The following is an 18,340-nucleotide window of genomic DNA, read 5'->3' on the forward strand; positions in this document are numbered from 1 at the left end:
TTCAGCTTTGAGCTTTGAGCCTTCAACTTCATCAACCTTTAGGCACTTTAGGAACTTTAGCTCACTTTAGGCACTTAATTTGGAACCCATCATCTCCATAAAGCCATTCATCGCCGTGCTGGTGTCCATCGCCGCGATCCCGCTTCTGGTCCTCAGCAAGAGGGCCAATATCCGGGAGTCCTGGACATTCATCGCCGCCGTAGCGAAATTCCTTATTGTCCTCTCCATGCTCCCCGCTATACTCAAGGGACACCAGATGGTCTTTACCCTGGCAGAGGTGGTTCCGGGGGTCGCCATCCGGTTCCGGGTCGATTCCCTGGGGATGCTCTTTGCGCTGGTGGCCTCCTCTTTGTGGATCATCACCAGCGCCTATTCCATCGGATATATGCGGGGGCTCGATGAACACAGCCAGACCCGGTATTTCTGTTTCTTTGCCCTGGCCCTTTCAGCCACCATCGGGGTGGCCTTTTCGGCCAACCTCCTGACCCTTTATCTCTTTTACGAGATGCTCTCTCTGGCCACCTATCCCCTGGTGACCCACCATCAGGACGCAGAGGCACGGACTTCGGGCCGGAAGTACCTGACGTACATCTTGGGCGCATCCATCGGACTGGCCCTTCCGGCCATGTTGATCTGCTATACCCAGGCCGGGACCCTGGAATTCTCGAGTCATGGATTCCTGACCGGGACCTCTTCCAAAGGGCTGGTGACGCTCCTCCTCCTGATGTTTCTCTTCGGCTTTGCCAAGGCCGCCATCATGCCGTTTCACGCGTGGCTCCCTGCGGCCATGGTGGCCCCCACGCCGGTGAGCGCCCTCCTCCATGCCGTGGCTGTCGTGAAGGTGGGCGTTTTCAGCATTGTCCGCGTGTTGACAGGGGTATTCGGCATCGATCTGTTATCGACCCTTCACCTGGACACCCTCATCTGCATCATTGCCTCTTTCACCATCATTGCAGGGTCCCTCATCGCCCTTTCTCAGGATAATCTGAAACGCCTCCTGGCGTTTTCCACCATTGCCCAGTTATCCTACATCGTATTGGGGGTGGGTCTCCTCTCCCCCAAGGGGATGACCGGCGGGATGCTCCATATCGCCATGCATGCCTTTGGAAAGATCACCCTTTTTTTCTGTGCCGGGGCCATCTTTGTGGCCACCGGAAAACGGAATATCAGCGAGATGAAAGGGCTGGGGAGAAGGATGCCCCTGACCATGATGGCATTTTTCTTTGGGGCGTTGAGCATTATCGGGCTGCCCCCCACCGGCGGGTTCCTGAGCAAGTGGTACCTGGTCTTAGGCTCGCTCCAGGCCGGACAGAAAGCCGTCCTCGTCGTCCTCCTGACCAGTTCCCTCCTCAATGCCGCCTATTTCATGCCCATCGTCTACCGGGCCTTTTTCAGTCGCCCGGAGACGCAGGGCGCGGAATCCCGGATACAGGAGGCCCCCTTGTTCTGCGTGGCCCCGCTGACGATCACCGCCCTGATATCCATCATCCTCTTCTTCTATCCCCAGCCCTTTTTCCGGCTGGCGCAGATGGCGGTCAAGGCAATTGGAGGGTGATGGCTCTGGATACTGGTTTCTGGATACCGGATGCTTGATGATCGGATGCCTTGTCTTCTGATCTCCGGCCTCCGATGGCGGGCGATCCACACCGCTCATTGGGTCTTTTGGGTCGTCCGGGTCCCTTTTTCAGAGTATTAACCCATGGAGGAGTTGCAGCATGAGCGAGCAAACCGGAGAGAAGATGGAGCTGACGCACGAGCCGGTCCCGGGATACCGGACCGTCTTTTTCATCGCCATCACCATCGGCGTCCTGTATCTGGGTCTCATCCTCTTCAAGACCCTTTGAATCCCGAACCTCAACATGAAAAACCCATTTAGAAAAGGGATATAATCATGCAAGATCAAAATGTAAATCATACGAATCCAGCATCCAGCATCCAGCATCCAGCATCCAAGCGCTATCTCTTCGACAATCCGCGGAATGTGAAGATCCTCCTCGGGTGCTTTTACGCATCGCTGCTGGTCCTCCTAATTATCGAGTGGTTCGTGCACAAACATCCCCACTTCGATTGGGAGGCATGGCCTGAATTCTATGCCGTATACGGCTTTGTGGCATGCGTGGTCCTTGTGGTGGCCGCAAAATACATTTTGAGGCCCCTCGTAAAGAGACGAGAGGATTATTATGACTGAACCGCTCCCTCCGTTCATTATATTCATATTGGGTGCCCTGCTTGTGCCCCTTCTTAAAGGGAGATGGAAATCCGGACTTCTCCTCCTGATTCCAGTGCTCGGATTCATCAATCTGGTCCATATGGAAGAAGGGACTTACTGGATCGTCCCATTCCTGGACTATCACCTGATCTTCGGCAGGGTAGACCGGCTCAGTCTTCTTTTCGGATATATATTTCATATCATATCCTTTATCGCAATCCTCTACGCCCTCCATGTAAAGGACGACATTCAGCATGTGGCAGGGCTGGTCTATGCGGGAAGCGCATTGGGGGCGGTCTTCTCAGGAGAGCTTTTTTCCTTTTTTGTCTTCTGGGAGATGCTGACCATATCCTCCATCTTTCTGATCTGGGCAAGGCGCACCGGGGCATCCCTGGGCGCCGGGTATCGGTACCTCCTGGTCCATGCGGCCGGGGGGCTGTGTCTCCTGGCTGGGATCGTGCTCCATGTGAATCAGACCGGATCCATTGAGCTGGGGTATCTGGGCCTGAACGGCCCGGGGACCTACCTCATCTTCTTCGGGTTCGGTCTCAACTGCGCCTGGCCGGTCCTCCACCCCTGGCTCACGGACGCCTATCCCGAGGCCACCATTACCGGAACCATATTCCTGAGCGCCTTTACCACCAAGGTGGCGGTCTATGCCTTGGCCAGGGCCTTTCCCGGCACACAGGCGCTCATATGGATCGGGGCGGTCATGACCTCCTTTCCTATTTTTTACGCGGTAATCGAGAACGATCTCAGGAGGGTGCTGGCCTACAGCCTCATCAACCAGGTGGGATTCATGGTCTGCGGGATCGGCATCGGGACTGCCCTGGCCATCAACGGGGCCGTATGTCACGCCTTTAACGACATCCTGTTCAAGGCCCTCCTTTTCATGTCCATGGGCGCGGTCATGTACCGCACCGGCAAGATCAACGGCACGGACTTGGGCGGGCTTTACCGGACCATGCCGCTGACCTGCATTTTCTGCATGGTGGGCGCCGCCTCCATCTCCGCCTTTCCCCTTTTCAGCGGTTTTGTCAGCAAATCCATGGTCATGGACGCGGCGGGCGCAGGGCATATGAGGATCATCTGGTTCATGCTTCTCTTTGCCTCGGCCGGCGTGTTCCATCATGCCGGGATCAAGATCCCCTATTTTGCGTTTTTTTCCCACGACTCGGGCATGCGTCCCAAAGAGGCCCCGGTCCACATGCTCCTGGCCATGGGCATCGCCGCGGGTTTATCCATATTCATCGGTGTCTATCCGGCCCCCTTGTACAGCCTGCTTCCTTATCCGGTGGAATACGTCCCTTACACGGCCCCCCACATCCTCGGCCAGACCCAGCTCCTTTTTTTCTCGGCCCTGGCCTTCACCCTCCTTCTCCTTTCCGGCATCTACCCGGCGGAGATCCGGTGTATCAACCTGGATGTAGACTGGTTCTACCGCAAGGGGGGCAGGCTCTTTTATCGTGTCATGGCCAGGACCCTCAACCCCATCAACGCGGCCTCTGAGCGGCTTTTTGTCAAAGGAATCGTCCGAAGCATCGCCCATCTGTCCAAGGACATCATCGCGAGGCTTTCTGTTTTCGTGATGGTCACCTTCTGGATGCTGACAGGATTACGCGGGGAACGACTGCGAATGAGAAAACTCAACCTCTATGCCGATGTAATGGGGGGGACATGCCCCGTCGGGCTTGGGGCAGGCGCCGCCACGGCATTCCTTGTACTGGTCTTTGTTCTGATGTAAAAGAATAATTCTGGTTGAATCGCAAAATGACCAAAGACGCAAAAAAAGTCTTGGGGAAATTCGCCAATCGTCTATTGAAACAAAACCCTTTGCGACTCTGTGCCTCTGTGTGAGATATTTTTAGGTAGTGGAGGAAATCCCATGGTCCCGTTTAAAGAGCTGAGGAAAATCCATTTGATGGAAAACCTGACGGATTCCATGCTGGGGAGGATGTCGCCCCTGTTGCAGATGCGGCTGTTCGGGGCCGGCGATACCATCTTCCAACAGGGAGATGCTGCGAGATTTTTCTATATGCTCAAGGAGGGAAAGGTGCTCCTGGAGGTGGATGCCTCAGAGTCCATCAGCGTCTCCATGGGCGTGGTCAAGTCCGGCTTCTGCTTTGGCTGGTCTGCCCTCCTTCCCGGCTCTCAGTATACCTCCACCGCTGTGTGCGTGGAGCCATGCGAGGTGATGAGCATACCGGGAGAGGATTTCTTAAATCTGCTGGAAAAGGATCACAGCATGGGATATCGGGTCATGCAGATTATCGCCAGCATCCTCAAGAGCCGCCTGGAGCGACGAACCGAGCAATTCCTGAAGGCCATCGAAAACCACCCGGACATCCAGCAACTGTTTCAACAGGGATAATCCCATAAAGCCGGCCTGAACCCTTTCAGTACGCCACGGTTAAAATACCTCACCAGGGTCTTCTCTTACGGCCAACACAGAACAAAGAGACGGTTTCCAGCAAATCACCGTAGAGAGACCGGCATCAAGAAGGTGGACATCATGAAATTCAAGACCAAACTTTCAATTGGACTCGTGGTCCTCGCCATGATGGATATGGTCATTCCCATTCCATTTACGGCCCTGCTGCTGCTCTATGTGGTCCTTGAAAAGCCACCCTGGTTCCACGCATGGGTTTCGGAGCTGTATGGGGGGACCGGTAACCGGTAGCGAGCACACCCCCTGTGGTCTTCACGAAAACGGCGTCATCCGCTCCCGCATCAGGCGGATGGTATCTTTATAATCTTCACTGTAGTAGATCGCAGAACCCGCCACAAAAACGTTCGCCCCCGCAATCGACACCTGACTGATGGTGTCCGGACCGATCCCCCCGTCCACCTCAATCTCCACGTTGAGACCTTGATCATCCACCATCCGTCTCAGTTTCCTGATCTTCGGAATCACTTCCGGGATAAAGGCCTGGGCCTCGAAGCCTGGATTTACAGTCATCAGGAGAACCATGTCCAGGTGGTTCAGCACATACTCCAGTGCGTTCAGAGGGGTAGCCGGATTAAGGGCCACGGCCGGCCTGGCGCCGTGATCCCGAATAAACTGGACGGTCCTGTGAAGGTGCGTTGCCGCTTCTGCATGCACGGTGATAATGTCTGCCCCGGCCTTGGCAAAATCTGCTATAAAGTCGTCGGGATCGGAGATCATCAGATGCACGTCCAGTGGAAGATCGGTAACGCGTGCGGCCGCTTTTACGATCATGGGGCCGATGGTGATATTGGGTACAAAATGCCCGTCCATGACGTCCACATGGATGTAGTCGGCACCCGCCTTTTCCACTTTCCGGATCTCTTCACCCAGGCACGTGAAGTCCGCTGACAAGATCGACGGCGCGATCTTTCCCATATCATCTCCTCCAGTTACTCGTTTGTCATTAAAATGTGCTCAACCCACGAATCCGCATCAACCAAATCCATTAGTTGTTCTTCTGTGAAAAAGGCTTTCCAGCCGCGAAAAATCGCGGCAAGATGCCGCTCTCGCAGGGCTTTTTTGCGCGGGAATTTCGTGCTCGTCTTTCCCCTCGTCCCCCGAACCTGTGTGCAGACGCGCCTCCGGAGGCCCTGCGTCTTCTCCAACTTCAACTGTCAAATTTTCGATTTTTGAAAAAGCGCCCCAAAAAATCCTTCCATCCCATGGACATGGGGAAACGTCCTGAAGAATCCGTCATCATCCATCAGATCCACCCCCCATGGGGGCATAATCTTTTTGAGATCGCCTCGGACCACCCCCCGGTTTTCCCTGGTAATGCCCTCCGCCACCTCCTCATTCTCTTCCCGCGAAATCGTGCAGGTCGTATACAACAGTCTCCCCCCCGGTTTCAGGAGGCGAATCGCCTGATTCAGAATCACCTTCTGCAACATGGCCAGACGTTGAATGTCCGTCTTTTTCTTGGTCAACTTTATATCCGGATGTCGCGATATCACTCCGAGACCCGAACAGGGGCCGTCCACCAAGATTCTGTCGAAAGAAGCGGTTATCCAGGCGGAAAGCGCCCCGGCTGCATCTGCGGCCACGGGCAGGACAATCTCTGTTCCCAGACGACCGGCACTCTCCATAAGGTCCATCAGCCGGCCTGGCTGCCTATCAAGGGCAACCACCCGCCCCCTGTTTTTCATGAGCGCAGCAAGATGGGTGGACTTGCCTCCCAGACCTGCACATACATCCAGCACCATATCCCCTTCACGGACACCCAGCAGATGGGAACAGATCTGTGCTGCCTCTCCTTGCACCTGGAAAAGTCCCTCCCTGAAGGCCTTCAACCGGGTTAAAGGTCCTTTGCAATCCGTTATGCGCAGGGCTTCAGGGGAATAGGCACACCGGGTCGCAGAGACGCCCTCGTGATTCAGCCGCGAGATCAGGCCCTCTTGATCAATCTTCAGGGTATTGACCCTGACGACACGGTCCGGGATGCGGTTTCCGGCCTCCAGAAGATGCTCTGTTGCCTGGGGGCCTAACTCCCTGATCCATTTTCTCACCAGCCAGAGCGGATAGGAATAATAAACAGAAAGATAGCGGTCTCGGTCGCCCACCGGGTCCGGAAACCGGATCGCCGCCCTCTCCCTGCAGATATGTCTCAGTATCCCGTTCACAAAACCCGCCACATGCCGATTGACCGGTCCGCCGGCCTGCTTGACCGCCTCATCGACCGCAGCACGATCAGGGACCCGATCCATGAAATATATCTGGTAGAGGGCCAGCCGGAGAATATTCAGGGTGGCGGGCTCGATCTTTTTGAAGGAAAACCGGACGTTTTGTTGAATGATCCAGTCCAGACGGATCCGCCACCGCAGGACCCCCTGGACCAGATGGACGACAAATGCCCTGTCCCTTTCATCGAGGCCCGATCCCTTCTCAAAAGCCGCCTCCACATATCGTTCAAAAAAACCGGGAGAATCATCCGTGCGGTTGAGTGCGGCTAATGCGAGGTCCCTCGGTGTCACGGGCTTATGGCTCCAGAAAGGTCCGTATCCCCTTCTCCACGAGTTCCATATCCACATCCGTATCAAAACAGGGGCCGAACGGTCTTCTATTAAATATGCCGAAGACAGGTATCGGGTAGCTGTCCTGGATGCCGCTGGAAAGGTCCCGCTCGCACGCCACAGCGATAATGACTTTGGGTTTTTTCTCCACCACAATCCTCCTCGCCAGGGTCCCGCCCGTGGCCACCGCAATGGGCACATGGTAGGTTTCCGATAGTGTCGCCAGATCTTTTATCTTGCACTTGCCGCACTTTTTGCAGTTCTCCACCTTACCGGTAATTCTGACCGTGCAGTCGTGATTCTGGAGACAGTGGGGGAGAAGGATAAGAAGCTGGTTCGGCTTAACCTTCTTGGCCTCAGCCAGAACCAGTTTGTTGTTGATGGCCACAAAGGATCTTCGGATGGCCTGTTTACTGATACCGAAGCATCTGCCCACACCCACCAGCAGGGGGAAGAGTTCCCGTATCACCACCCCGCGGATACGCCGGTTGAAAAAAAGATTTTTCCCCCGAAGGATGGTCAATACAAGGGTCAATGCGCCGCCGAGGCCGAAGAGGACCAGACAGGCCAGGGCGATGGCCAGAATGAGGGGAAGGCTCGGGTGGATATTTGCAAGGCCTACATAGGGGACCCACCAAAGGAGGAAGGCCACCCCCACCAGCACCACACAGGAAACCAAAAGCAGAAAGATGAAGATGCGCTTTTTCGGCCTGTCCACATTGGGATCGTCCGCCACCCTCCCGGTTGCCAAGGGGAAGGGGCGCTCCTCCTGTGACTTCTCGACTCCTTCCAAACCTTTCATATGATCCAACGCCTGAAGTTAAAAATGACTAAAGTTTCTATGGGCCGCAACCCAAAATATCTCACACTGAGGCACAAAGGCACAAAGATTTTTTTGGTTATTGACATTTGACGACCAAAGAATTATCGCCCAGAAGTGACTAAAATGTCTAAAGTGATCTAAAGTGCCTAAAGTTAAGGAATTCTGGCAATTAAATGAAAAACTCTGAGGACTATGCCCTGGCGCGGTCCAACCACCGCACCCAAGACACAAAGATCTCTTTTATTCAAAGGCCATTACCGAATAACGAACGACGGCTCGGCAGAGCCTGCTGTGTTCTGATCCTGAATCTTTCTTTCAGGATCAGAATAAACCCATCAAGACCTCTTCGCGTCCTTTGCGCCTTCGCGGTTCACCAAAACTTCTCCGCACGTTGCGTAAAAGTTACAGTCAAAGAGCCTAAAGCAAAACAAAACAACGCGCCCTCGCGTCCTTGCGGTTCAACAATATTTTTCGCAAATGGTCCCGGACCGCGAAATTACAGATAAAGATTCAGATTATCATTCCAGGACGGTTCCCTCATCTATTTGAAATCCCAGGAGAAACTTGGCGGCAGGCAGTCTTCGCCGACCGGGAGCCTGAAGCTCCCTGATCCGTACCGTCCCCTCCCCTGTCTCCACCAGCAGACCGTCTTCAGAACGGCCTGCGACTCTGCCCGGGTTACGGGTCACGGGAATACCGGAACTGTTGGCTTCTTCAACCCTGGCGGAAAAAAGCTTTATCTCTTTACCCCCGGCAAGGGTCGATGCACCGGGCCATGGATCCAGGCCACGGATCAGGGCCGACACTGACCGGGCCGATCGCGCCCATTCCACTCTGGAGATGCTCTTGTCGATCTTGGGTGCATAGGTCGCGAAATTATCGTCCTGCGCCTTTTCCATCAGTTCATGGCTTATCAACTTCTTAATCGTTTTCACCAGCACGTCCCCTGAAAGACGTGAAAGCCGGTCATGGAGTTCCCCCCATGTCTCCTCCGGACCGATGGGCACCGCCTCCTGGAACAGAATGGGCCCGGTGTCGAGACCTTCATCCATGTGCATGGCGGTCAGGCCGGTCTCTCTTTCGTCATTGATGACGGCCCACTGGATCGGAGCGGCCCCTCGATATCTGGGTAAGAGTGACGCATGGATATTGAGTGCTCCCCAATGGGGGATATCCAGGAGATCCTTTTTGAGAACCTGGCCGAATGCGACCACGACCAGGAGATCAGGACCCAAATCCTGAATAATCTTGCAAAAATCCTTGTCCGACACATTTTCAGGTTGAAGAACAGGAAGGCTGAACCGTCTGGCGGCCTCTTTGACCGCCGGGAAAATCGATTTCCTGCCCCGGCCCTTGGGCCGGTCCGGTTGCGTCACAACAGCCAGGAGGGAATACCCGTGTTCGACCAGTTTTTCCATCGAAGGCACGGCATATTCTGGGGTGCCCATGAAGATGATCGTGGGATCGGCGGGAAACCCTTCTATCGGGTGGTGCTTGGTGTATTCCACGTAACCTATTGTTCTTTAAGCGTTTTCATCACTTTTTTCTTATACAGGGCCCGTTTGAGAGTGCTGAGATGATCGATAAAAAGGGTTCCGTTCAGATGATCCACCTCATGTTGGAGGCATACGGCCAGCAGATCTTCGGCTTCGATATCTATTGGATTGCCGTTGCGGTCAAGCCCCTTCACCTTTACCTGGGCCTTCCGGACTACCTCGGCGGAAAAATCAGGGACGCTCAAACAGGCCTCCTCCCACCTTATCTTATCCTCTCCCAAGATCACCTCAGGATTGATCAGAACTGCGGGATCCCTCCCCTTCTCCCTCGGCCGGCAGTCGAATACAATGACCCGCTTGAGAAGGCCCACCTGGTTGGCAGCAAGCCCGATGCCAGGGGCGGCGTACATGGTTTCTATCATCCAGTCGATCTGGTGCTGCAGGTCTTCATCAATCTCCCGTATCGGTTCAGCCGGGGTCTTGAGAACCGGATCGGGATAGGTATATATTCTCATCTCACGTTCAGTATCTTCCATCAGCCGTTCACCCGCTCTGTTTCCATTCCATTTGTTACGGCAGGGACGGCACGATCCGCGTCACGCAAGGGGTCGCAGCTTCCCTCCATATGGTTCTCATATATACGCTTTGCCGGAATAAATCAAGAAGGTGCCGTGATAAAAGCGACAGATCCCTCAGCTAACCCCTTGACTTTTGCATATGCCCTGCCTATCAAGGGACATGCTGAAACGAATGGTGGAATTCATGTTTGAGATGGGCATGCTCAAGAGGACCCCTCGCACCGGATACCAATTCTTGGGTTCCGGCCGGGAATCTGTGGCAGACCACACTTTCCGGACGGCCGTTATCGGATATGCGCTTGCATCCATGGAACCCGAGGCCGATCGGGAAAAGGTGATTCTCATGTGCCTGTTTCACGATTTTCCGGAGGCCAGGACCGGCGATCATAATTATGTAAACAAAAAATATGTGACGGTTGATGAAGAAAAGGCCGTCCAGGATCAGGTGCAGGGGCTTCCCTTTGGAGATGAGGTCTCACGGCTGATTCAGGAATTCAATGGGCTGGAAACCCTTGAAGCCAGGCTTTCAAAGGACGCAGACCAGCTCGATCTCATTCTTGAACTCAAGGAACAACTTGACCTGGGCAATACCCAGGCTGAGGAGTGGCTCTCATTTGCCCTGAAAAGGCTGCTCACCGCGAGTGGAAAGCAGCTGGCCCAGGAAATCATGACCACAAAAAGGGACTCCTGGTGGTTTGACAAAAAGACAGACTGGTGGATCAACGGCCCTAAAAACAACCACTCCCTCAATCAGGGTTAATCTTTGAAAAACGCCTCCTGCATTTCAACGGTCAGACCGTCGCCATTCATAAGCCGCTCTGCCAGACCGCCCATTTTGGGCAATTCATAGGCGAAGAAAAATCGTAGGGCATACAGCTTGCCCTGATAGAAATTCTTTTCCTTCTCCAACGCAGCCCCGTCCAGGCCCTTCACCAGGATGACCCCCTGTTTGAGCCACTGCCAGGCTATCGCCACGATTCCGAAAAGCTTCAGGTACAAGGTCGCGTCGGCCAGAAAAAGTGCCGGGCCCCCTTTGGCAGCCACATTTTTGAGATGCTTGGTCACTTCCTCCAACAGGATCAGTGCCTGTTCAAGCGCATCGGCATGGGGGCGTAGAGGTTCTTCCCCTATGGCCTGGGAGATGGTCTTGCGCACCTCCTCGCCAAAGAGTCCGAATGCCTTACCCCCCCTCATCATGACCTTCCGGCCCAGCAGGTCCAGGCCCTGGATCCCGGTGGTCCCCTCATGAATGGGATGTATCCGTGCGTCCCGGTAGTACTGCTCCAGGGGGTAATCATCACAATAACCGGAACCCCCGAGGCACTGAAGTCCCTGACTGATGGACAGGATGCCGACCTCGGATGGATAGGATTTGGCCACAGGGGTGAGAAGATCCAGCAAAAGGGAATACTTCTCTGCCTCTTCATCGCTCCCCACCCTTTTCAAATCCACATACTTGCTGCATTGCAGCAGCAGGGAAAGAGACCCTTCCACCACTGCACGCTGGAACAGCAGCATACGTTTCACGTCGGCGTGTTCAATAATGGGCACCGGGGGAAGAGAAGGGTCCTTCTCAGTAATCATCCGCCCCTGTTTTCGGATTCTCGCATACTCAAGGGAAGCATAGTAGGCCGCTGTGGCCATGGCAGCAGCCCCGATGCCGACACCGATCCGCGATTCATTCATCATCTGAAACATATACCGGAGGCCGTTATGAGGCTCTCCCACCAGATAGCCCCGGCAGTCATCTTTGTCTCCGATGCTGAGCTGTGCAATGGGGCATCCCCGGTAACCCAGTTTATGAAAAATTCCCGAGGTGATGACATCATTGGAGACCAGATCCCCTGTTTCGGTAATCCGCTTTTTCGGCACCGCAAATAAGGAGATGCCCTTGACCCCGGCAGGCGCCCCCTTGATTTTGGCAAGCATCAGGTGCACCACATTTTCGACCCCGTCGTGATCTCCTCCCGAGATGAAAATTTTCTGCCCCCGGATCCTGAAATATCCCTCCTCGGTGGGTTCAGCTGTTGTGACAATATCGGCAAGAGAACTGCCCGCCTCCGGTTCTGTCAGGGCCATGGTCCCCTGCCATCGGCCGCTTCGCATGTTGGGAACAAAGACGTCGTACAACGCCTTGTTTCCAAAATTTTCAATGAGCCGCGCGGCCCCATCGGAGAGTCCGGGATAGACGGCCGCCGAGTAATTGGCCGAGCAGAAGATAAAATGGCAAGTGTCCGCCATGATCTGGGGAAGCTGCTGTCCGTCCAGCTCTTCGGGAACCGTCATGGCGATCCATCCCCCTTGGCCGAATGTTCTCATCACCTCTCTCACCGATGGGTGGACCTTTACCACTTCACCCACCAGTTCCGGAGGGTTTCGGTCCATTTCCTGGAAATGGGGCCACAGGAGTCCTTGAGCCAATTCCCAGGCAGCCTGAAGCACCATGTCCAGCATCTTTTGATCGTATTCTTCGTAGTACCCATACCGGGTCAGCGAGGCCGCATCGAATACCTCGTACAGGAGAAATTTCAGGTTCCTCATGCTCATGAACTTCTCAGCCAAAATACCCCCTCCTCTCATGTGAGCCTATTTTTTTTGCCATTATTAAATTGTTTTCCGGCCATGCAAAGTTAATTGACAAGGCACTCAATGGGGATTCCGCCATCAGGTGACCCTCAGGTTTAGGGCGGAATGGTCCATGATTCGGCCTTGCGCGTAAGATGGATCAATCTACAGCGATTAGCAACAAGATGCCAAATAAAAAAATCGAAACGTGCGGGTATTTCTCATGCAAATACGGTTTTTACCCCATTGTCCCTGGATTGAGAAATGAACATAGTATCTCTGAAACTCACAGGAAATACAGCTCTCACAATAGATGGTTGGCAGAGGAACAGTTCAAATCTTTGCTGAAGGACACCGGTGATATCTTTGTCTTGTGGGTCCCGCTCTCCCACTGGGCAAGAAGACCAGCGTCCCCTGCGCTGGTGGGGGGAGTGTGGTGTAACCGTGAGGCCACCTGAGAGCTTTGCCTGCGTCGCTCTTCTCGGCACTCCTTCAAAAACCCTGAACCTTGTCGTTTTCCTCCAACGATAAGGTCCAGGGTTTTCTTTTTTGCCGACAAGGATGTATTGACCGATATGGACTCCGATCTGTCGCCTAAAAAAAGGACCTAGCCGAGATCGGCTAAGCCCTTAATTTTCTGGCGCGCCTGGGAGGATTCGGACCCCCGATTTGCGGATTGGAACTCGGCTCCTTGAAGCATCCGTGGGAAGGTATGGGAATAAATCAAGCATGTTATAGGTTGTAGATCACATCAAATTGTGCGGGAATGAATCCGTGGTTTGCACCCTATACATGGGCGCAGGATAAGGCATGGACCTGGATCTCAGGGCACAGGGCCAGGCGCGACGTGTAAGAGTCAAGGAAACATGGGCGCGAAACCTTTTTCGAGAGGCCGTACAAATGACGGTTTGCAACCAGCTCTGCAGGTGAATGCCTTGGCATTCTGATGGACCATTGGGTGGGATCGCTTCCCTCATGTATCAGCGATTGATCCCAGGCTTCTCTTCCTAAAATAAGTCCAGGCTTTCTAAATTTAGTGAATCAAGCCACCAAATCCCTTGACTCAATAAGATATTTTTTTGTATAGGTCCATAGCGCTTACAGGTGAATTCACACTGGATTGACGCTTGAAGATGAATCCCTTTCCAGCATTCACAAAATCGGTAAAGCAAAATATTCCCAGAACCTTGATATAAGTGTCCACATATCATTTGTGAGCCTGTGAACGTTCTTTGACTTGAACATGATATCCGCGCACAGATACTGCCGGGCGATGCGGCGCTGGTTAGAAAGACGCCTTATGGAGATCTTTTTAGAATTCGTGGTGACCTCATTGGCCCGAATGGCGTCAAACTTCGTGTTGTTGCCATCTGGATGACGGAGGAAGTGTCCGGTGAAACCAAACTTATCACTCTGTTCCCGGACAAGGAGGTATAGAAATGAATTATGAATTATTTACCCGTGTATCTTTGGCGGTAGATCTGCCTGAATATGGTCTCAAAAAAGGAGATATCGCCACCATTGTGGACCGGCACGAAGGTGGTCCCGGCCAGGAGGCAGGCTATTCTCTGGAAGTATTCAATGCTGTGGGGAATACCATCGCTGTCGTTGTTGTGGAGGAGTCAAAGATCTTTCCTGTTCACGAGAATGAGATCCTTCAGGTTCGACAGTTTGACAACATCTCTGCGATATAACCACCTGCACTGCCAGAAACTGCATGCTGACTCTTCCTGCCTCTATTTTTTTGAGCGAGGTGAACCTTATTCCAGGGAGCTGGCGCGCCTGGGAGCATTCGGACCCCCGATTTGCGGATTATAAGTTAGATTCATGATATGCTTTAGTGTATAAGTTGTTGTTATTATTGACTTTCGATTTTTAAAAATCTATATTTTTGGTCGTTTTTGGGTACGACACTCCCCGACACTCCTAGCTTGGCATTCCGTTCGCCATGGCGATCCTCCTTACGAATACGACAATGTGGCCCGATCGCCCCACACCTGATTGTAATCGTTGGTCCCGCCGGCGAATTTTCTGGCCGTCTCATTTTTGGATCCATCATAGAGGAATTTCCGGATCTGCGACGCGGCCGCACTGGTGGGCGTGCCGGGCGGTGCCCGGCCTTGGTAAAGAGCCAGGTTACTCCCATCGTACTCGATCAGGCGCGTCAGATCGGATTCTTCAAAGGGATACTGGATGGTTCTGGAGTTGATCATGGATGGGACCTCCTTTCGTTGGTTCGTTGGGTTTATCCAAGAGGCATGGAAAAACAAAAAGGCCGGTACGGATTGCCTCCATACCAGCCTTATCTCTCGCCCCGGGCGGATCAGGCCCGGACGCCTTTTATCTCAATATTTTTGATATTATCTTTCCCAATTAAGGCAAATGTCAAGTAAAAATCCTTGACAATGGAAAAAATCGGATACATAAAAACCCTATCCAACAATTCGGCAACTCTTCACCTCACAGCCAAACAGCTACCGCAGCTTAGGCACCTCCTCAATGCATCATCTTTTCCCGTAACAGCGATGATTCGAAAGCGATTGGCAAAGTTCAGGAATATGTTAGGGTGACGGTATCCAACAATGAGATGGCCAAAAGAGATGGATTATATCAACTCTTATGTCGTTTTTTTGGATTCCAATATGAAACCTGTTCAATAATGCTGTCGGATAATACTATTTAGGCACCGTTAGATCATGCAAGAAGAGGAACCAGATCTAGAGTATTTGATCTCGTATATCCCGCCTATCCCCAGGCCGGAACTGGACGCTATTCAGCGGGTGCTGAGCAAGGCGGATCCGTTCGTCCCGGGTGTGGCCTTGGAGGATCAGGAGGTGTCGTCAAGTATTGCCGCGGCAGATGCTGTACCGGGAGGAGTACATCCTTCTGGTGGATCTAAACATTGTCACGCGTTGGGTCGGTGAATCTCTTGTTCGGTCGTGAGTGCCTTCTGAAGCGGGGGCCTAACAAACGAGGCGTTGCACCTGACAGCGCCTCGTGCGCCGCAGGTGAACGCCAGTGTAGGTAATACAGAATATACAGTGGAATCACAACAAAATATAATTTCAGCAGCAGCGAATTATCTATCAGATGAACCAGATAAATGGCATCTGTTCATCATGACATTGATAGAAAATATTTGTCGTGGTGATAAACTACATTTGGAATCTAATATACATACATTTTCTGATGATGCCAGAGATCTGCTTTCGGATACACTAATAGAGGTCCTTATGGATCCACAGATGGCATACTCAATTGAATTATGTAGAAACGAAAGTGATGCGCGGGATTTGATTATAGACAGCCTCTGCCAAAATCTCGATGATTTTTATATTCCGGATAGTGAATTAGATAAAAGTTATGGGCCTATAGTTGATTTGATGGATGTCGCTTACGATGGCACGAGTTATGATTTAAGGCCAGGGGATGCTCCGGATGTGTTTACAAACTTTGGTCATAATCGTTCGAGTAGTGGGTATCATTCTTTTGAACCTTTCCTTATTAAATATGTACCCAGTGACATAAAAACAATTGTTGATAAGTCATTTCTTTATACCAAATCCAATGTGAATCAGGTTTCTTCACCTCTTATTCGCTTAGATGTTATAAGTAGTGATTTATATAAATCTTTAATAGAGCATCCAGACTTACTAAAGGCATTAAACTGGAGAGCTTTTGAGAAATTATTAGCAGACATTCTCACTTCAATGGGGTTCTCGATAGAATTACAAAGCGGAACTAAAGACGAAGGTATAGATTTATTTGCAATAAAGAAAGATAGCACATTAGGTGAACATAGATATCTTCTCCAAGCTAAGCGCTATAAAAATAAAGTCGGTGTTGAACCTGTAAGACAGCTTTTATTCTTACATAACCATTATCGTGCAACAAAATCATGTATCGCAACTACTTCGGAATTCACGAAAGGTGCTTGGCAGCTGGCAAGGCAATATCGTTGGCAACTTGAATTGAGAGATATACATGGCATTACGGAATGGTTGAAATCTGCCACTCCCTTTAAGGATATTTTCTGAATAATAAACTAACATTGCATAAGCGGATTGGCTAAAAATTAACCAAACAGCTTATGTAAAGCGTCATATCCGGATGTAAGGGGTTCTTTTTGTGGTTAAGGGGTGGCAGAGGGGGTTGGGTAGGATTGCCGTTTTGACGGTTGTGTTTGTCGGGATGGGGGGTTTTGTTCTTTGGGACTAAGACAGGGTGAAAAGGGACTTTTCGGGGCTTAAGGCCTTGCTTTAGGATTTGCGGCATCGGGCGATCAGCGGGGATCAGGTGTTGGCTGTCCGGTTTGTCGACAAGCAGGCGATGGTCGAAGATGGGAAGACCGGAAAAATCATCAGGGAGCTGGACATATCCACACTGGATCAGGTGAATTACGACATGACCCTTGGCGATGACATGATCATATTCGACGGGCACGGCACCTCGGCATATAACAGACGCGAGCATGGGGGCGATGTGAGGTTGAAGTCCTGGTTGGGTTTCCGGAAACATCTCGCTGTGAATTGTACGGGCCTGGTGACGGAGGGGGTGTATCCGGAGGGATAGGATATCTTTAACAGAGGGAGTGTGGGAGGAGACTGGCAAAGGCGTAAGATTTGGGAGGGCCGCAAATAAAGCAGACTCTTTTAGCCTTGCTAAGGGCTAAAAAATTATACTGAAGGCAGGACCACGATGCGGCATATCAACAATATGTCACATCGACGATATCCAACAATGAAAGGACTAAAAAGAGCTGGTTCTTGTTCTTTTGCATGTCGTTTTTTTTCGTTCTAATATCAAATCAGCTCAATAATACTGTCGGATAATACTATGTTGGGCTAAAGTCGAAGCAAAAGAGGAGGTCAGAAATGATCAATCAGAATGGGGGCGCAAGCCTTGAAGTGCTCAAGTGGGTTTTAGGCGTAGCAGTGGCAGCCTTCGTAGCTGGCTTTGGCGTCGTCGCAGTCTTAGATAGGCGGATTGATGACAGGACAGCTGAGACTACAACACAGGTCAAATTGTTAAAGGACAAGGTTTCCAAAATCCAGCAGCAACTGGCTGACAAAGACGGCCTGCTTGAACTCAACAGGAAAGTTTCTATCCTCGCTGGCAAGCAACTACGCTGCACGGCATATCCTGTTGAAGAGAAAGTTGCCCAGCCAAAATGCGGAAACGGCCAGTACCAACTAGCAGCGTGGTGTTCCGGCGACTGCAGCGGAGATGATGCAAGAGTTACAATTTGCTGCGATAAATGAAATGCTCTGAACTGAGAGCTACCTTTCAACGGTTCGAGCCCAACATTCGCCTGTACGCGGACGCGCGGAAGACCGCCGCGCGCCGGTAAGGCGTTCGTTCGGCCTATATAAGGAGTCTTCTTAATGACAAGTTCAACAAATATTGATGAGTTAGTCAAGCGATTACATCAGAAAAAAGAAGAATACTCTATCCTTGGAAAAGAGATTGAAAATTCTGCAAAAGAAGTTTGCGTATTGTTTGTAGATCTAAGCGATTCAACATCCATGAAGAATCGGCGCGTGTCAAGATAGTTGTCGGACGAGGTGACTATGCAGCTTTTTTCATTTCGTCCTTCAGCTGCGGATTCAGCCGCACCGTTGGTATTGGATTCCAGTTACGAGTCTTCCCGGACCAACGCTCGGGATGCCGC

Annotated in this window: 18 protein-coding genes; 11 read left to right on the forward strand and 7 right to left on the reverse strand. The window is 52.0% G+C overall.

Annotated features, from left to right (window positions below; all coding sequences use genetic code 11):
• The first annotated feature begins 79 nt into the window (after positions 1 to 79).
• The 5 genes from K9N21_17315 to K9N21_17335 all read left to right on the forward strand — a co-directional run bounded on the left by K9N21_17315 (position 80) and on the right by K9N21_17335 (position 4,889).
• Positions 80 to 1,555: a monovalent cation/H+ antiporter subunit D family protein gene (locus K9N21_17315; protein ID MCF8145673.1), complete on the forward strand. Its 1,476-nt coding sequence runs from the start codon at positions 80 to 82 to the stop codon at positions 1,553 to 1,555.
• 336 nt (positions 1,556 to 1,891) lie between these two features.
• Entirely contained in the window at positions 1,892 to 2,188 is a 297-nt protein-coding gene (locus K9N21_17320) for a hypothetical protein (protein ID MCF8145674.1), read from the forward strand.
• Positions 2,181 to 3,953, forward strand: a complete 1,773-nt coding sequence (locus tag K9N21_17325) for a Na(+)/H(+) antiporter subunit D (GenBank protein ID MCF8145675.1) — start codon at positions 2,181 to 2,183, stop codon at positions 3,951 to 3,953. The genes K9N21_17320 and K9N21_17325 overlap by 8 nt, the downstream gene beginning before the upstream one ends.
• Positions 3,954 to 4,094: 141 nt before the next feature.
• Entirely contained in the window at positions 4,095 to 4,580 is a 486-nt protein-coding gene (locus K9N21_17330; GenBank protein ID MCF8145676.1) for a cyclic nucleotide-binding domain-containing protein, read from the forward strand.
• A 141-nt stretch (positions 4,581 to 4,721) separates the two neighbouring features.
• Positions 4,722 to 4,889, forward strand: a complete 168-nt coding sequence (locus K9N21_17335) for a hypothetical protein (GenBank protein MCF8145677.1) — start codon at positions 4,722 to 4,724, stop codon at positions 4,887 to 4,889.
• Between the two features lie 21 nt (positions 4,890 to 4,910).
• Here the strand turns inward: K9N21_17335 and rpe are convergent, their stop codons facing one another.
• From rpe to def, 5 genes are all read right to left on the reverse strand, one after another.
• Complete coding sequence (gene rpe, locus K9N21_17340; GenBank protein ID MCF8145678.1) at positions 4,911 to 5,573, reverse strand: ribulose-phosphate 3-epimerase; 663 nt, start codon at positions 5,571 to 5,573, stop codon at positions 4,911 to 4,913.
• 239 nt (positions 5,574 to 5,812) lie between these two features.
• Positions 5,813 to 7,168, reverse strand: a complete 1,356-nt coding sequence (rsmB, locus tag K9N21_17345; protein ID MCF8145679.1) for a 16S rRNA (cytosine(967)-C(5))-methyltransferase RsmB — start codon at positions 7,166 to 7,168, stop codon at positions 5,813 to 5,815.
• A gap of 4 nt (positions 7,169 to 7,172) precedes the next feature.
• The gene (locus tag K9N21_17350; protein ID MCF8145680.1) at positions 7,173 to 8,009 is read right to left on the reverse strand and encodes a DUF116 domain-containing protein; all 837 of its coding nucleotides are present in this window, start codon (positions 8,007 to 8,009) and stop codon (positions 7,173 to 7,175) included.
• A 539-nt stretch (positions 8,010 to 8,548) separates the two neighbouring features.
• Positions 8,549 to 9,478 (reverse strand): methionyl-tRNA formyltransferase, encoded by a 930-nt coding sequence (fmt, locus tag K9N21_17355; GenBank protein MCF8145681.1) that lies wholly within the window; start codon positions 9,476 to 9,478, stop codon positions 8,549 to 8,551.
• Positions 9,479 to 9,543: 65 nt separating this feature from the next.
• Positions 9,544 to 10,041 carry a peptide deformylase gene (def, locus tag K9N21_17360; protein ID MCF8145682.1) on the reverse strand — a complete coding sequence of 166 codons (498 nt, stop codon included), beginning with the start codon at positions 10,039 to 10,041 and terminating at the stop codon, positions 9,544 to 9,546.
• A 223-nt stretch (positions 10,042 to 10,264) separates the two neighbouring features.
• Between def and K9N21_17365 the strand changes: the two genes are divergently transcribed.
• The gene (locus tag K9N21_17365) at positions 10,265 to 10,864 is read left to right on the forward strand and encodes an HD domain-containing protein (protein MCF8145683.1); all 600 of its coding nucleotides are present in this window, start codon (positions 10,265 to 10,267) and stop codon (positions 10,862 to 10,864) included.
• On the opposite strand, the gene K9N21_17370 is transcribed toward K9N21_17365, so the two are convergent.
• Positions 10,861 to 12,666, reverse strand: a complete 1,806-nt coding sequence (locus K9N21_17370) for an acyl-CoA dehydrogenase (protein ID MCF8145684.1) — start codon at positions 12,664 to 12,666, stop codon at positions 10,861 to 10,863. The genes K9N21_17365 and K9N21_17370 overlap by 4 nt on opposite strands.
• Before the next feature lie 1,442 nt (positions 12,667 to 14,108).
• On the opposite strand from K9N21_17370, the gene K9N21_17375 reads away from it, so the two are divergent.
• Complete coding sequence (locus tag K9N21_17375) at positions 14,109 to 14,363, forward strand: DUF4926 domain-containing protein (GenBank protein ID MCF8145685.1); 255 nt, start codon at positions 14,109 to 14,111, stop codon at positions 14,361 to 14,363.
• 267 nt (positions 14,364 to 14,630) lie between these two features.
• On the opposite strand, the gene K9N21_17380 is transcribed toward K9N21_17375, so the two are convergent.
• Positions 14,631 to 14,882: a hypothetical protein gene (locus K9N21_17380; protein MCF8145686.1), complete on the reverse strand. Its 252-nt coding sequence runs from the start codon at positions 14,880 to 14,882 to the stop codon at positions 14,631 to 14,633.
• Positions 14,883 to 15,677: 795 nt separating this feature from the next.
• On the opposite strand from K9N21_17380, the gene K9N21_17385 reads away from it, so the two are divergent.
• The 4 genes from K9N21_17385 to K9N21_17400 all read left to right on the forward strand — a co-directional run bounded on the left by K9N21_17385 (position 15,678) and on the right by K9N21_17400 (position 18,221).
• Positions 15,678 to 16,706: a restriction endonuclease gene (locus tag K9N21_17385; protein ID MCF8145687.1), complete on the forward strand. Its 1,029-nt coding sequence runs from the start codon at positions 15,678 to 15,680 to the stop codon at positions 16,704 to 16,706.
• Between the two features lie 262 nt (positions 16,707 to 16,968).
• Positions 16,969 to 17,241, forward strand: a complete 273-nt coding sequence (locus tag K9N21_17390) for a hypothetical protein (GenBank protein ID MCF8145688.1) — start codon at positions 16,969 to 16,971, stop codon at positions 17,239 to 17,241.
• Between the two features lie 302 nt (positions 17,242 to 17,543).
• Positions 17,544 to 17,930: a hypothetical protein gene (locus K9N21_17395; GenBank protein MCF8145689.1), complete on the forward strand. Its 387-nt coding sequence runs from the start codon at positions 17,544 to 17,546 to the stop codon at positions 17,928 to 17,930.
• 123 nt (positions 17,931 to 18,053) lie between these two features.
• Positions 18,054 to 18,221, forward strand: a complete 168-nt coding sequence (locus tag K9N21_17400) for a hypothetical protein (protein ID MCF8145690.1) — start codon at positions 18,054 to 18,056, stop codon at positions 18,219 to 18,221.
• Positions 18,222 to 18,340: the final 119 nt, after the last annotated feature.

This window comes from Deltaproteobacteria bacterium (genome assembly GCA_021737785.1).
Lineage (GTDB): Bacteria > Desulfobacterota > DSM-4660 > Desulfatiglandales > Desulfatiglandaceae > AUK324.

Bases quoted from the DNA above. Each gene is read 5' to 3' on its own strand.
- K9N21_17320 (MCF8145674.1), top strand. From the start codon at position 1,892: ATGCAAGATCAAAATGTAAATCATACGAATCCAGCATCCAGCATCCAG.
- K9N21_17325 (MCF8145675.1), top strand. From the start codon at position 2,181: ATGACTGAACCGCTCCCTCCGTTCATTATATTCATATTGGGTGCCCTG.
- K9N21_17330 (MCF8145676.1), top strand. From the start codon at position 4,095: ATGGTCCCGTTTAAAGAGCTGAGGAAAATCCATTTGATGGAAAACCTG.
- K9N21_17335 (MCF8145677.1), top strand. From the start codon at position 4,722: ATGAAATTCAAGACCAAACTTTCAATTGGACTCGTGGTCCTCGCCATG.
- rpe (MCF8145678.1), bottom strand. From the start codon at position 5,573: ATGGGAAAGATCGCGCCGTCGATCTTGTCAGCGGACTTCACGTGCCTG.
- K9N21_17350 (MCF8145680.1), bottom strand. From the start codon at position 8,009: ATGAAAGGTTTGGAAGGAGTCGAGAAGTCACAGGAGGAGCGCCCCTTC.
- fmt (MCF8145681.1), bottom strand. From the start codon at position 9,478: ATGGGCACCCCAGAATATGCCGTGCCTTCGATGGAAAAACTGGTCGAA.
- def (MCF8145682.1), bottom strand. From the start codon at position 10,041: ATGAGAATATATACCTATCCCGATCCGGTTCTCAAGACCCCGGCTGAA.
- K9N21_17365 (MCF8145683.1), top strand. From the start codon at position 10,265: ATGCTGAAACGAATGGTGGAATTCATGTTTGAGATGGGCATGCTCAAG.
- K9N21_17375 (MCF8145685.1), top strand. From the start codon at position 14,109: ATGAATTATGAATTATTTACCCGTGTATCTTTGGCGGTAGATCTGCCT.
- K9N21_17380 (MCF8145686.1), bottom strand. From the start codon at position 14,882: ATGATCAACTCCAGAACCATCCAGTATCCCTTTGAAGAATCCGATCTG.
- K9N21_17395 (MCF8145689.1), top strand. From the start codon at position 17,544: ATGATCAATCAGAATGGGGGCGCAAGCCTTGAAGTGCTCAAGTGGGTT.
- K9N21_17400 (MCF8145690.1), top strand. From the start codon at position 18,054: ATGACAAGTTCAACAAATATTGATGAGTTAGTCAAGCGATTACATCAG.